Source organism: Bradyrhizobium neotropicale (assembly GCF_001641695.1).
Taxonomy (GTDB): Bacteria; Pseudomonadota; Alphaproteobacteria; order Rhizobiales; family Xanthobacteraceae; genus Bradyrhizobium; species Bradyrhizobium neotropicale.
In genome coordinates this window covers 44,249-57,871 of sequence record NZ_LSEF01000058.1, presented here as the reverse complement: position 1 = coordinate 57,871, position 13,623 = coordinate 44,249, and the positions used below count along the sequence as shown (strand labels likewise).

Sequence of the window (13,623 nt, the reverse complement as noted above, 5' to 3'; positions counted from 1 at the left end):
TCGCAACGACGAGTGGTCACGCCTTCGGCGCGCAGCGGACGTAGACCATGTTGCCGTAACGGGTGGCGGCGTCCTTGTCGATGAAGCGGGTGATCAGGACGCGGCCGTCGAAGGAGACGATCTCGCGATCCTGTTCGCCGGGGGTCGGACCGGACGGTCCGATATAATTCTTGCCGCTCGGCGAGCCCTTGAGCCGCAGTTCCTGCGGGGTCGCCTGGTCGGCCAGATGCATGATCACGCCGCCGGAGGAACCGGCGCCGATCACATAAGGATTCTTGCACTGTGCACGCGCGGCGGCTTCGGTGCGGGCACGGTCGGCCGGGTTCTGGAACGAGGCGAGGCCCCAGCGGCCGACGATCTCGTCGGCGCGGATGCTCGCCGGCATTTCCGGCCCGGTGCCGGGCTCGGCCTCGGGTGCCGGCTGGGACGAGGAGAAGGACGGCAGGCTCATACCGCCGCCGCAGGCGCCAAGCAGCAGCGCCAACAATGAGGCGGCGGCCAGATTGGCAGCCGTCCGCGCCTGAGCTGAACTGATCATGGCATTCCCCCGAACAAGACCTTGGCCACACCCCTCCCGCAGCCAAGCGCAAAACCGCTGCCGGAGCAATGACGTCCTTTTATACGCCAACACCCCGAACGAGTTTCCGAAAACACCATCCTATATCCGCCTCACCAATCGCTTAACCACCTTTGCTTGACAGGATCGCGGCCAAGCCATATTTCCGGGCGCACTATTAGCACTCGGAAAGACCGATTGCTAAGCGCACCATTCGACCCTCGGAGAGGTTGGATGGAAGCTCCGCCCTCACCCACTTCCGCTGTTTTCGACAAGCGAGCCTCCAAAGGGAAACGTCATGGCTAAGTCCAAATTTCGTCCGCTGCATGACCGTGTCGTGGTCAAACGTATCGACGCCGAGGAAAAGACCAAGGGCGGCATCATCATTCCGGACACTGCCAAGGAAAAGCCGTCCCAGGGTGAAGTCGTCGCCGTCGGCCCGGGCGGCCGCGACGAGACCGGCAAGCTGATCCCGATCGACCTCAAGGTCGGCGACCGCGTGCTGTTCGGCAAGTGGTCGGGCACCGAAGTCAAGATCGACAACGAAGAGCTCCTGATCATGAAGGAGTCGGACATCATGGGCGTGCTGGCCTAAGGCCATCAGCCTGAACCGCCGCTGAATGCTCCATCGTCATGCCCGGGCCCAACCCGGGCATCCATCGTTCTTCGTATGATGATGAATTGCCGGCCAGGCCCGGCAATGACGAGGGAAAATGCGGCGCCCCATCGATCCAAGTTTTTCAGGAGTTAGAAAATGGCTGCCAAAGACGTCAAATTTTCCGGAGACGCGCGCGAACGCATGCTGCGCGGCGTCGACGTTCTCGCCAACGCCGTCAAGGTGACGCTCGGCCCGAAGGGCCGCAACGTCGTCATCGAGAAGTCGTTCGGCGCGCCCCGCATCACCAAGGACGGCGTCACCGTCGCCAAGGAGATCGAGCTCGAGGACAAGTTCGAGAACATGGGCGCCCAGATGGTGCGCGAGGTCGCTTCCAAGACCAACGACCTCGCCGGCGACGGTACCACCACCGCGACCGTGCTGGCCCAGGCCATCGTGCGCGAAGGCGCCAAGGCGGTTGCCGCCGGCATGAACCCGATGGACCTCAAGCGCGGTATCGACACCGCGGTGGCGGCCGTGATCAAGGACATCGAGAAGCGCGCCAAGCCGGTCGCCTCCTCTTCCGAGGTCGCCCAGGTCGGCACCATCTCGGCCAACGGCGATTCCGCCATCGGCAAGATGATCGCCCAGGCGATGCAGAAGGTCGGCAACGAGGGCGTCATCACGGTCGAGGAAAACAAGTCGCTCGACACCGAAGTCGACATCGTCGAGGGCATGAAGTTCGACCGCGGCTATCTGTCGCCCTACTTCGTCACCAACGCCGAGAAGATGACCGCCGAGCTCGAGGACGCCTACATCCTGCTGCACGAGAAGAAGCTGTCCGGCCTGCAGGCCATGCTGCCGGTGCTGGAAGCCGTTGTGCAGTCGGGCAAGCCGCTCGTCATCATCGCCGAGGACGTCGAGGGTGAGGCGCTGGCGACGCTGGTCGTCAACCGCCTACGCGGTGGCCTCAAGGTCGCCGCCGTCAAGGCGCCGGGCTTCGGCGATCGCCGCAAGGCCATGCTCGAGGACATCGCGATCCTCACCGGCGGCCAGCTCATCTCGGAAGATCTCGGCATGAAGCTCGAGAACGTCACGGTGAAGATGCTCGGCCGCGCCGGCAAGGTCGTGATCGACAAGGAGAACACCACGATCGTCAAGGGCGCCGGCAAGAAGCCCGACATCGAGGCCCGCGTCGGCCAGATCAAGGCGCAGATCGAGGAGACCACCTCGGACTACGACCGTGAGAAGCTGCAGGAGCGTCTCGCCAAGCTCGCCGGCGGCGTCGCGGTGATCCGCGTCGGCGGCGCGACCGAGATCGAGGTCAAGGAGAAGAAGGACCGCGTCGAGGACGCGCTCAACGCCACCCGCGCCGCGGTGCAGGAAGGCATCGTCCCCGGCGGCGGCGTCGCGCTGCTCCGTGCCAAGAAGGCGGTCGGCCGCCTCTCCAACGACAATGCCGACGTTCAGGCCGGCATCAACATCGTGTTGAAGGCGCTGGAAGCTCCGGTCCGCCAGATCTCCGAGAACGCCGGCCTCGAAGGCTCGGTCGTCGTCGGCAAGATCCTGGAGAACAAGTCCGAGACCTTCGGCTTCGACGCCCAGAACGAGGACTATGTCGACATGGTCGAGAAGGGCATCATCGATCCGGCCAAGGTGGTTCGCACCGCGCTCCAGGACGCCTCGTCGGTGGCAGGCCTCTTGGTGACGACCGAAGCCATGGTCGCCGAAATGCCGAAGAAGGACGCGCCCCCGGCGATGCCGCCCGGCGGCGGCATGGGCGGCTTCTAAGGCCTGTTCCTTCCATTACGATCGTGCGAAGGCCGCCTCCGGGCGGCCTTCTTTTTTGCCGATGATACCTCTCGCTTTCCAATTCAACCGACGGCCAAAACCCACTACGGTGGCGCGCCGATTCGATTGCTCGAGGATTTCATCGATGCGCGCGCCTCTGGTCTGCCCGACTGTTCTCCTGGCGGCTTTGCTTGCCATTTCGCCTGAAGTCGCATCCGCCCAGATGAAGCTGTCGCCGAAGGCCACGGCACCTGGCGGCGTGGAGACGCGCTATTTCACCTCGATCGACGGGCTGATGGACGGCAATGCCGACGTGATCCTCAAGGAGACGCGGCAGGGCAAGACGGTCACCGCGGCCGTGCTCGACGTCTGCTATCCCGTCGCGAAGAATTCCGACCGCAAGGACCGCTTCGTCGCCAACCTCCAGGTCGCGGGCCAGACGCTGACCGGCACGACGCAGAGCGTCGGCGAGAAGGCGCCGGTCACTGTCAAGCTGCTGCGCAAGCCGACCGGCGACACCTTTGAATTCCGCGGCCAGATCTCGATCGGCCAGGTCGTGACCGAGGTCACCTCCCCCGACAATTCCGACCTCAGCGAGAAGGAATTTCTGGACAACCAGACCTCCGACGACGGCATCACGCCGCAGCCGAAGGATTTCACCGAGGTCTCGCCGGAAGCGATCGCGGTCAAGGTCAAGCTCGATGCGGCGACCGACGTCCTGAAGAGCCTGAAGGGCCAGGACGTCGAGGTGACGCTGGCGAGCCTCTCGGTCGGCTGCGACGCGCTCCGCGCCGGCGAGCAGACCATCAACATGTCGGTCGATCCGGAGCGCGCACCCGCGCTGCTCGCCAAGCTCAAGGCGATGCCGGGCGTCACCGCCGCAGGCTGGACCGCAGGAATGACCGAAATGGATCGCACCATCCGCTTCCCTGCCGCCGACTGGCGCGACGGCGACAAGATCAACCGCGACAAGCTCGCCACCGCCGTCTCGAACGTCCTGAGCAGGACGCTCGCAGCGAAGCCGGTCTCGCAGAGCTTCAGCCCGACCACCGGCAAGCTCAAGCTCGTCTTCAAACGGCCGAACCAGGATTTCCCCGCGCTCGAGCTCACCGACACGATCGAGGTCGCCGGCCTCGTCTCCGCGGACAAGCCGGGCTCAACCGACAAGCTCATGCTCTGGATCGGCAGCCCCTCGACCACGACCGCCGACGAGAGCACCGGCGCGAAGCTCAATCTGTCGGACGAGGCGGCGACCGACGAGGAGGGCGACCAGCCCGACGACAACGGCTCGGTCGAGGCGCTCGTCAAGGAGCTGAAGGGCCAGCGCTGGGATGCCGACAAGTCGCTGTGGAAATAGGCTGAGCCGCCGCAGCCGTTCGCCGGATTGTTAAGATTCGATTCAGTCTAAGCGGCCATCATCGGTTAGCCGAACGTGGGTCGCATCATGCAAGACCACGAGCTGAGTACCCTTGGAAACATCCGGCCCGGGAATGTGGTTGGCGGCCAATTGCCGAGGCAGCCAGCCAGCCTGTGGGATCTCTTAAGCCACGATCGCGAAGAAGTGCTGGTCCTACGAGACCCCTATGGTGTTCGAGCGCGCACCTTTCTGCTGTTCACGATCGCACTTGTGGCAAGCTTTGGACTGGGATGGGCCGGGGGCCTGAATTGGCCTGCGTTCGCGAGCATGTTTGGCGTCAGCCCGATTGCCCAGAAAGCAGTGCCCTCATTGCGAGCTTCTGAAACAAGATCCGGGGGCAAGATTGAAGGCGCTCGAAAAACGGCCTCTTCCTCCGAGCAAACCGCACCCGCTTTCGTAGGAAGCATTCCCAAGACTTCCACCACCTCGAGCGCGCGCCCGTCGACGGCCTCGCAAGCACATACGAGCCCATCCGCGCCAGCGATGGCAATGAGGCAGCCCCTGGCGCCGGCACCTGAAACGAGGCCGACAACCATCCCCGGGTGGATGGTTGTCGACGTTCGGGACGGAACTGCTGTTCTCGAAGGCCCTGAGGGAATGCGGATGGCCGCGCGCGGCGACACTATTCCCGGACTTGGGCGAATAGACTCCATCGTGCGCTGGGGCAATCGCTGGATCGTCGCCACCGCCAATGGATTGATTGCGACGCCGTAACCGTCCAAAGACTATGGGGCGCCGGCTGCAGCGAAGCTCAATTCCCGTTCATGCGGAAACGCAGCGGCTTCGGGCCGATCAGCGTGAGCACGTCGCCCTGGCGCTTCCAGGTCTCGGTGCCGGCGAGCGCCGCCACGAGGTCGTCATCGGCCTGCGCCTTGGCGGGCGGGCAGGAGCGGTCCTGGATCTGGCCGGGGACGAAGATCACGGTGTTGCCGGCAACCGAGAACTGACCCTTGCCGCCCTTGCACCAGAGCTCCAGCACGACCTCGCCATTGTCGCCGATCTCGATGTTCGGAATCCGCTTCGAGCCGGGCTGCGGCAACGCCTCGAGCGTCATCTCGGTGCCGAACGGGAAGCCCTCCTCGGCAGAAGCAACTCCCGACATCAGCAGCACCGCGACCGCCGCACACATCACCTGCTTGAGCGAACCCATATTGAGTGAACCCATGACACCTCTCGAACCGTCCTGACCCGGCGCACCTTCTATAAGACGGCGGCAATATTGAGAAGGTTCGTGCACCGCGGGCGCAAAAATCCCCGCGGGACTTAACCCGCGGGGATTCGTTACAGCAGGACGCGCGAGGCTACTTCAGCACCAGCGCCGTGAACGGCCAGACATAGGCCTGCAACGTCACGAGCACGCCGACCAAGCAGGCCAGCACGATCGAATGCCAGAACACGAAGCGCAGGATCGTGCCCTCATGCCCGTACCACCGCGTCGCGGTCGAGGCGACCACGATCGACTGCGCATCGATCATCTTGCCCATCACGCCGCCGGAGGAGTTCGCCGCCGCCATCAGCACCGGCGACAGGCCGATCTGCTCGGAGGTGATCCTCTGCAGGTTGCCGAACAGGATGTTCGAGGCGGTATCCGATCCCGTCAGCGCCACGCCCAACCAGCCGAGCAGCGTGCCGAAGAAGGGATAGAGCACGCCGGTCGCCGCGAAGGCGAGACCGAGCGTCGCGTCGACACCGGAGAGGCGGGTGAGCGTGCCGATCGCGAGCATCGCCGAGATCGTGATCAGCGAGATCGCGCACAGCCGGATCGTACGACCATACTCCACCAGCAGGCGCCCCGGCCCAACCCCCATCAGGACGCCGGAGATGATCGCCGCGATCAGCATGCCGGTGCCGGTGAACGACAGATAGGTGAACGAGAACACCGCGCCTTCCGCCGTCGGCTTGGCGGCCACCGGCGGCATCTTGTTGATCATCTGGTGCAGGTCGGGAACGGCGTAGTTCCAGGTGAAGATCGAGTTCGCCCAGGTCTTGAACGCACCGTTGCCCCAGATCAGCATCACGATACAGACGATGATCCACGGCAAGAGCGCGCTCCACAACTCGGACTGGGTGAGCGGCGTCTTGTCGAGCGGCGTGGCCTTTTCCATTTGCGCGGCCGACTCGTCGTGGCCGCGCAGCTCGGGCGACAACCAGAGCTGCTTCGGCTGCCACACCTTCAGGAACAGGATGAGCGCGCCCATCGAGATCAACGACGCCCCGATGTCGACGATCCAGGGATTGATGAAGTTGGAGATCACGAATTGCGGGACCGCGAACGACACGCCGGTGACGAGGATCGCCGGCCAGACGTCCCTCATGCCGCGCCAGCCCGCGAACGCCCAGACCACCCAGAACGGCACGATCAGGGAGAAGAACGGCAATTGCCGGCCGACCATCGCGCCGAGGATGTAGGGATCGAGCCCGGTGACGGACGCAAGGCCCTGGATCGGCGTGCCGAGTGCGCCATAAGCCACCGGCGCGGTGTTGGCGATCAGCGACAGGCCTGATGCGGCGAGCGGCGAGAAGCCGAGGCCGATCAGCACCGCACCGGTGATCGCGACCGGCGTGCCGAAGCCCGAGGCGCCTTCGAAGAACGCGCCGAACGAGAACGCGACCAGCAAGAGCTGCAGGCGCCTGTCCTCGGTGACGCCGCCGATGGCGCGCTTGAGTAGTTCAAAACGCCCGGTGCTCACCGTGACCTGGTAGAGGAAGATGACGTTGAGAACGATCCAGCCGATCGGGAAGAAGCCCGTGACGATGCCGAGCACCGAGGCGCGGATCGACATGCCCGCCGGCATGGTGAAGATGAAGATCGTGATCAGATTGGTGATGATCACGGCGATCACGGCCGCGATGTGCGCTTTCACGCGCCCGCTCGCGATCATGATCAAGAGCGAGACGACCGGAATGGCCGCCGCGATGGTCGACAGCGCCGCGTTGTTCAGCGGGTTATAGATTTGATTCCACATGTCTTCCTCCCCCACGCATTCGTGCCGCAGGACAGCCAGCGTGGACAGCCGGCCTGCTTGACGCTGGTAGCGATAACCCCCGAGCCTGTAGCGAATTCCCCTGCGATACGCGGCGGTTCCCATCCGCTCACAAGCTCGCGAAGTCGGAAAGGCCCCCACCCCGCGCCGTTAATGCCCATGCTAGGGTCGCCGACCCGGACAACGCAAATTGCACAACTTGCGACTTTAGTCTAAGCGCGCTTATTTCCGCCGTTGCTACAGGCAGTTGCGCACACCCCCGCAGGAGACCCGCTCTGTGAAGAACATCCGCGCCACGCTCGCGACCGTTTGGCGAATCGCCATCCCCTATTTCCGATCGGAGGACAAATGGGCTGGCCGCGGCCTGCTCGTCGCCGTCGTCGCGATCGAGCTGGCGCTGGTCGCGATCAACGTCCTCGTCAATCAGTGGCAGAACCGGTTCTACAGTGCACTCCAGGCCTATGATCTGGACGAGTTCGTCCGGGAGATCTGGATCTTCCTTGGCCTCGCCTTCACCTACGTCGCACTGGCCGTCTACAAGCTCTATTTGAACCAATGGCTGCAGATCCGCTGGCGGCAATGGCTGACGCGGCACTATCTCGGCGAATGGCTTGAGGACGCCACGCACTACCGTATGCAGCTCAGGGGCGACGCCGCCGACAACCCGGACCAGCGCATCACCGAGGACGTCAAGACGTTCGTCGAGCAAACGCTGACCATTGGCCTCGGTCTGCTGTCGGCCATCGTGACGCTGGCCTCGTTCATCGTCATCCTGTGGGGCCTGTCCGACAAGGCGCCCCTGCACATTTACGGCACCGATCTCACCATCCCCGGTTTCCTGGTCTGGTGTGCGCTGGCTTACGCGATCCTGGGCACGGCCTTGACGCACTGGATCGGTGTCCCGCTGGTCAACCTGAATTTCGAGCAGCAGCGCTTTGAAGCCGATTTCCGCTTCAACCTGGTCCGGGTGCGCGAAAATTCCGAACAGATCGCGCTCCTGAAGGGTGAAGGCGCCGAGCGAGGGCGCCTGTTGCACCGCTTCGGATTCGTGATCGCCAACTGGTACGCGATCATGAGCCGGACCAAGCGTCTCACCGCGTTCACGGCGAGCTATCAGCAGGCGGCGGTGGTCTTTCCCTATGTGATGGTGGCGCCCGCCTTCTTCGCCAAGAGGATCCAGCTTGGCGACATGATGCAGACCGGCTCGGCATTCGGCAGCGTGCAGGATGCGCTGTCCTTCTTCGTCACGGCCTATCGCTCGCTCGCCGAATGGCGCGCGGTGGTCGCCCGTCTCGACGGCTTCGAGATGTCGGTCAGCTCGGCGGCCCATATCGGCGCGCACGAGCCGACCATCGGCGTCGCGCCAGCCGGCGCAGGCAAGGCCATCGCACTCAAGCAGCTGCTGGTGAAGCTGCCGAACGGCGCGCCCCTGGTCGCGGCCGATAGCTTCACGATCCAGCCGTCGGAGCGGGTGCTGGTGACCGGACCGTCGGGCTCCGGCAAATCGACGCTGTTCCGCGCCATCGCCGGCATCTGGCCGTTCGGTACCGGCACGATCGCCATTCCCGAAAAGGCCAGGCTGATGATGCTGCCGCAGCGGCCGTATTTCCCGGTAGGGCCGCTCGGCGACGCCGTGATCTACCCCGCCGAGCACGGCACGATCGCGGCCGACAAGATCAGGGAGGCGCTGACGGCCGTCGGCATGCCGCGGCTGGCCGATCGGCTCGACGAGGAAGGGCACTGGAACCGGACGCTGTCGCTGGGCGAGCAGCAGCGCCTGGGGCTCGCCCGCGCGCTGCTGCATACGCCGGACTATCTGTTCCTCGACGAGGCCACCGCCTCGCTCGACGAGCCCTCCGAGAACCGACTGTACCGGCTGCTGACGGACAAGCTGCCGGATGCCACCATCGTCTCGATCGGGCACCGCTCGACGCTCGACGTCTTCCACACACGCAAGGTGGCGATGTCTGAGAGTGGCGAGCTCCACATTCTCGGCAACAGCGCCGAGCCGGTCGACGCAGAGCCAAGCGCGGCACGCTGAGACCGCTCGCGCTGTCCTCCGTAGCGGTCATGGCCTGGCTCGTCCCGGCCATGACGTCTTGCCCAGTGGCACGAGGGACGTGGATGCCCGGGCATGACGACGGCTATCAATCCGGCGCCTCCACGAAAGACCTTCGCGGCCCAAAAAGCAAAAAGGGCGGCAGGTTATCCTGCCGCCCTTTTCAGTCAGTCTCGGGAGAAACTTACTTCAGGTTGGTCATCGCCGTCAGGTCGAACGACAGCTTGGCAATACCGGCCGCGCCGCACCAGTTGGAGCCGACGCCGGACGGATTGATCGGAGTGAGGGAGGTACCCTGGTTCACAGCGATGTTGCCGCGGGCAGCAAAGTCGCTGGTGAAGGCGTTGCAGTTACCCTTGGACAGATCAGTGTCGGAGTAACGCAGGTCCAGCGTGAAGACCTTGTAGGTGAAGCCGATACCGATGTTCCAGGTGTTGTAGTCGGCATATTTGATGCCGTTCGGGAAGGTCTGCGTGCCGTAGAAGCTGTCGGACGTACCCAGCCACTGACGGCCGAATTCGCCGGACACATACATGCCGACGCCGCTCGAACCGAAGATCGTGCTGGGCGCGATGTACTTGCCGGTTATCGACGTATAGTTACCCCAGGCACCGGAGTTCAGGTAGCTCGGCGTATAGTACTCGTTCACGCCGAACGCCCAGTTGTCGTTCACCGTGTAGGTCATCTTGCCGTAGACTTCGAAGAAGCTCAGGTCCTTCTTGATCACGTTGCCGTTGATCAGGGCCTGCGAGGCGCAATCGGCGCCCTGGAAGTTGCCCGCGAAGTCGACGCCGTTGCCGCCGAAGAAGCAGCTTCCGCCCGGATACAGGTAGCCCCAGACGCCGATATCGAAGGCGAAGGCACCGAAGGTCGGGCGGATACCGCCATAGACATCGATCTCGGCCGCGGCGCGGTTCGGAAAGGAGATGCTCTCACCGGACACGCCCACGTAGAGCTGGAGGTCCTTGGTGACGTTGTAGCGCGGCTCGAAATAGGCCGTGACCGACGGCTTGTGGTTCGACTGCGTGATGCCGCGGAAGATGTAGTCGCTCATGATGCCGCCGCCGAAGGCGACGTCCCACGGGTCAAAGGCGGGCGGCGGCGGCGCCTTCACAGCCTTCACCGGCAGATCTGCCGCCAGTGCCGAACCCGTCACCATTGCCAGCGCCGTTGCCAACAAAGTCACTTTCTTCATTTCGATCCCCATACCAGTCTGAACCCACAGTCGGATCTGGAGCCCCCCAAGGGCGAGCGATACCTGACTGAAAAACAACGGTCGCAATCTGGAGCGGGGGCAGTTAAGCCGGAAGCAAAAATCGACGGCATCTGCTGACTTTTTAGGCGTTCAAGCCTTTCCACGAAAGGTTGTCGCCGTGTGTTGCATCCCGAACACAGCTTTTGCATTCCCCGTGTGTCCGGCACCCGTGGTGCTACGGAGACGGCCATGCTGTGGGGACTTCGGGCCACGAATCAAACGGCAGCATGATTCGGCGCCGGTCCCGGCGATGCGAAAAGGCCGCAGCATCCCGGCTGCGGCCTCCCGTCTTCAGGTCGTTCCGGAGGATACGGGAGAGCCTAGCCGTGACCTTCGGCCGGCGTCGAATCCGCGGAGGGCATCGCCCAGCTTGTTTCCGGTGCGGGCTCGGGAGCCGGAGCCTCCATCGGTGCCGGCGCCTTCGGAGCCGGAGCAGCCTTCGCCTTCGCGCGCTTCTTGGGGGCGGCCTTCTTCGCGGCCTTCTTGGCTGCCGTCTTCGGTGCGGCCTTCTTTGCCGATTTCTTGGCCGATTTCTTGGCCGATTTCCTGGCTGACGTCTTGGCCGCTTTCTTCGCGGACTTCTTTGCTGCTTTCTTCTTCGCGGTCTTCTTCGCCGCTACAACCTTCTTCGCCTTTTTGGCCTTCTTGCTTTTCTTCTTCTTCGCCTTCGCCATCGTGGTCCTCCTGTTGCCGCCTAACAATGGTTCATCGGGCGTCTTCAGTCGTCACCTCGGGACGCAGCGCCGCTCGACTAGTTCAATGCCGGCCGCGAACCGCCCGTCGCCCAATCGAGAAGCTCAATCGTGTGTACGACCGGAACTGACGTGCCGCTGGCAATCTGCACCATGCAGCCGATATTGCCCGCGGCAATCATGTCCGGCTTGACGCTCGCGATGTTGGCGACCTTGCGATCGCGCAACCTGCCCGCAAGGTCGGGCTGGAGAATGTTGTAGGTCCCCGCCGAACCGCAACACAAATGGCTCTCCGGGACATCTTTCACCACGAATCCATTCTTGGAAAGCAATTCTTTCGGAAGCCCAGTGATTTTCTGCCCGTGCTGCAATGAACAAGCGGAGTGATAGGCGACGACGATGTTGTCGCCTCGCATCGTTGGCGCGAGGCCAAGACCGGCGACGTACTCGGTGATGTCCTTGGCCAGCGCTGAGACCTGTGCCGCATCGGCTGCGAAGTCGCGATCCTCGCGCAGGAGATAGCCGTAGTCCTTGACCACGGTGCCGCAACCGGACGTGGTCACCAGGATGGCGTCGAGCCCCTCCCTCGCCGCTTCCGCACGCCATGCCCTGACATTGGCGCGGGCACGGGCGAGCGCGTCGTCGTCGCGGCCGAGGTGATGGGTCAATGCGCCGCAGCATTGTTCGTCCTTGACCAGGACGACCTCGATGCCGTGCCGGGTCAGGAGATTGATGGCGGCCTGGTTGATGCGCGGCGCCAGCACCTGTTGCGCGCAGCCCTGGAGCAGCGCGACCCGGCCTCGCTTCTTGCCGAGGGGCGCGAACACGCTGCCCGGGGCAGGTCCCGGTGATGGCAGGCGGTGTGGGGCCAGCGCCAGCATCGCCTTGATCCGCTGGATCAGGCCGGGCGTCGGCGACGGCCGCGGGGTCGGCAGGAGCACGGTGAGGGGGCGCGCCAGCCGGGCCAGCCACATGCTGGCGCGGAAGCGCTGCGGGTCCGGCAGGACGAAGGCGAGCACCGCGCGCAACAGCCGCTCGGCGAGCGGCCTCTGGTAGCGCTGCTCGATCCTGACCCGGGCCTGGTCGACGAGGTGCATGTAGTGCACCCCTGAGGGGCAGGTCGTCATGCAGGCAAGGCACGACAGGCAGCGGTCGATGTGCTTGACCACATCCGCCGTCGGCGCCTGGTCCTTCTCCAGCATCTCCTTGATCAGGTAGATGCGGCCGCGCGGGCTATCGAGCTCGTCGCCGAGCAGCACATAGGTCGGACAGGTCGCGGTGCAGAACCCGCAATGGACGCAGGCGCGCAGGATCTTGTCGGCTTCCGCGATGTCGGGGTCGGCGAGCTGCGCGAGTGAGAATTCGGTCTTCATGCCGCAGCCCCCCGCGTCAGCCGTCCACGGTTGAGGATGATCTTCGGATCGAAGCTGGCGCGGACCCGCTCGCTCAGCGCCGCGATCCCAACGGCCTGCGGATGGAACACGTCGACATTGCGCCTGACGTCCTCAGCCGCCCGGATCAGCGTGGCATGCCCGCCGAAGGCATCGACGCGCTGTCGCACGGTCGACGCATGCGCATCGCCCTTCGGCGGCAGCGCGGCCCAGATCAGCCCGCCACCCCAATCGTAGATCACGTCGCCCCCGGTCTCGCGGCCCAATTGCGCGCCGAGCGCTCCCCCCGCGGCCGGCGGGCAGACGATTCGCCAGACCGGCCAGGCACCGAGCGCGCCGCCCGCCGCGAACGGCAGGGCGTCGCGGATCGTGGCCCATAGCGTCGCGGACGCCGCATCCTCGATGAGCGTCGCGGTCCCAAACGGCGCCAGCAACTCGCGCAGCGAGCCCGCACGGTGAACCGCGGAGGCCTTGATGCCCTCGAGCCGCAGCACCGTCAACGCCTCGCCCTGGCCTGCGATGTCGCCAAGGCCGTCCGTCCTGGCGCGGAACGCCGATTTCGGCAGATGCGCTGCGCCGGAGACGTCATAGGGCGAGCCGAGCGCCGCGGTCATGGCCTTGTTGGCGGCGGCATCGTCGAGTCCGCGGAGCAGCAGCGTCCGCTCGGCCTCAGGCTTCGGCATGACCTTGAGCGTGACCTCCGTCATCACCGACAGCGTGCCCCAGGAGCCGCTAAGCAGCTTGCAGAGATCGTAGCCGGTGACATTCTTCACCACCTTGCCACCGGTCTTGAAGCTGTCGCCGAAGCCGGAGACGGCGTGCGCCCCGAGCAGATGGTCGCGCGCCCCGCCCGCACGGATGCGCCGCGGGCCGGCGAGGCCCG

At 64.6% G+C, this 13,623-nt stretch carries 11 protein-coding genes; 4 read left to right on the top strand and 7 right to left on the bottom strand.

Annotation, left to right across the window (positions count from 1 at the left end):
- Positions 1 to 16: 16 nt before the first annotated feature.
- Positions 17 to 538, bottom strand: a complete 522-nt coding sequence (locus AXW67_RS18600; RefSeq protein WP_063679036.1) for a hypothetical protein — start codon at positions 536 to 538, stop codon at positions 17 to 19.
- Positions 539 to 854: 316 nt separating this feature from the next.
- On the opposite strand from AXW67_RS18600, the gene AXW67_RS18595 reads away from it, so the two are divergent.
- The 3 genes from AXW67_RS18595 to AXW67_RS18585 all read left to right on the top strand — a co-directional run bounded on the left by AXW67_RS18595 (position 855) and on the right by AXW67_RS18585 (position 4,299).
- Entirely contained in the window at positions 855 to 1,151 is a 297-nt protein-coding gene (locus AXW67_RS18595; protein ID WP_025033779.1) for a co-chaperone GroES, read from the top strand.
- A gap of 159 nt (positions 1,152 to 1,310) precedes the next feature.
- The gene (groL, locus tag AXW67_RS18590; RefSeq protein ID WP_027551960.1) at positions 1,311 to 2,942 is read left to right on the top strand and encodes a chaperonin GroEL; all 1,632 of its coding nucleotides are present in this window, start codon (positions 1,311 to 1,313) and stop codon (positions 2,940 to 2,942) included.
- 145 nt (positions 2,943 to 3,087) lie between these two features.
- Positions 3,088 to 4,299 (top strand): hypothetical protein, encoded by a 1,212-nt coding sequence (locus tag AXW67_RS18585; RefSeq protein WP_063679035.1) that lies wholly within the window; start codon positions 3,088 to 3,090, stop codon positions 4,297 to 4,299.
- Positions 4,300 to 5,110: 811 nt separating this feature from the next.
- On the opposite strand, the gene AXW67_RS18575 is transcribed toward AXW67_RS18585, so the two are convergent.
- Together AXW67_RS18575 and AXW67_RS18570 are read right to left on the bottom strand one after the other, a co-directional pair.
- Positions 5,111 to 5,509 (bottom strand): META domain-containing protein, encoded by a 399-nt coding sequence (locus tag AXW67_RS18575; protein WP_063679143.1) that lies wholly within the window; start codon positions 5,507 to 5,509, stop codon positions 5,111 to 5,113.
- 151 nt (positions 5,510 to 5,660) lie between these two features.
- The gene (locus AXW67_RS18570; RefSeq protein ID WP_063679033.1) at positions 5,661 to 7,325 is read right to left on the bottom strand and encodes an L-lactate permease; all 1,665 of its coding nucleotides are present in this window, start codon (positions 7,323 to 7,325) and stop codon (positions 5,661 to 5,663) included.
- 295 nt (positions 7,326 to 7,620) lie between these two features.
- Between AXW67_RS18570 and AXW67_RS18565 the strand changes: the two genes are divergently transcribed.
- Positions 7,621 to 9,384: an ABC transporter ATP-binding protein/permease gene (locus tag AXW67_RS18565; RefSeq protein ID WP_063679032.1), complete on the top strand. Its 1,764-nt coding sequence runs from the start codon at positions 7,621 to 7,623 to the stop codon at positions 9,382 to 9,384.
- Between the two features lie 202 nt (positions 9,385 to 9,586).
- Here the strand turns inward: AXW67_RS18565 and AXW67_RS18560 are convergent, their stop codons facing one another.
- The 4 genes from AXW67_RS18560 to AXW67_RS18545 all read right to left on the bottom strand — a co-directional run.
- Entirely contained in the window at positions 9,587 to 10,597 is a 1,011-nt protein-coding gene (locus tag AXW67_RS18560) for a TorF family putative porin (RefSeq protein WP_027551965.1), read from the bottom strand.
- Between the two features lie 380 nt (positions 10,598 to 10,977).
- A complete protein-coding gene (locus AXW67_RS18555; protein WP_063679031.1) occupies positions 10,978 to 11,331 on the bottom strand; it encodes a hypothetical protein in 354 nt (117 codons plus the stop codon).
- A gap of 77 nt (positions 11,332 to 11,408) precedes the next feature.
- A complete protein-coding gene (gene glcF / locus AXW67_RS18550; RefSeq protein WP_063679030.1) occupies positions 11,409 to 12,722 on the bottom strand; it encodes a glycolate oxidase subunit GlcF in 1,314 nt (437 codons plus the stop codon).
- Positions 12,719 to 13,623 (bottom strand): glycolate oxidase subunit GlcE family protein (locus AXW67_RS18545; protein WP_245315619.1); only part of this gene is annotated, 905 nt, incomplete at its 5' end. The genes AXW67_RS18545 and glcF, both read right to left, overlap by 4 nt.

Excerpts from the sequence above, each read along its gene's own strand:
- groL (WP_027551960.1), top strand. The coding sequence starts at position 1,311 with ATGGCTGCCAAAGACGTCAAATTTTCCGGAGACGCGCGCGAACGCATG.
- AXW67_RS18585 (WP_063679035.1), top strand. The coding sequence starts at position 3,088 with ATGCGCGCGCCTCTGGTCTGCCCGACTGTTCTCCTGGCGGCTTTGCTT.
- AXW67_RS18555 (WP_063679031.1), bottom strand. The coding sequence starts at position 11,331 with ATGGCGAAGGCGAAGAAGAAGAAAAGCAAGAAGGCCAAAAAGGCGAAG.
- AXW67_RS18595 (WP_025033779.1), top strand. The coding sequence starts at position 855 with ATGGCTAAGTCCAAATTTCGTCCGCTGCATGACCGTGTCGTGGTCAAA.
- AXW67_RS18575 (WP_063679143.1), bottom strand. The coding sequence starts at position 5,509 with ATGGGTTCGCTCAAGCAGGTGATGTGTGCGGCGGTCGCGGTGCTGCTG.
- glcF (WP_063679030.1), bottom strand. The coding sequence starts at position 12,722 with ATGAAGACCGAATTCTCACTCGCGCAGCTCGCCGACCCCGACATCGCG.
- AXW67_RS18570 (WP_063679033.1), bottom strand. The coding sequence starts at position 7,325 with ATGTGGAATCAAATCTATAACCCGCTGAACAACGCGGCGCTGTCGACC.
- AXW67_RS18600 (WP_063679036.1), bottom strand. The coding sequence starts at position 538 with ATGATCAGTTCAGCTCAGGCGCGGACGGCTGCCAATCTGGCCGCCGCC.
- AXW67_RS18560 (WP_027551965.1), bottom strand. The coding sequence starts at position 10,597 with ATGAAGAAAGTGACTTTGTTGGCAACGGCGCTGGCAATGGTGACGGGT.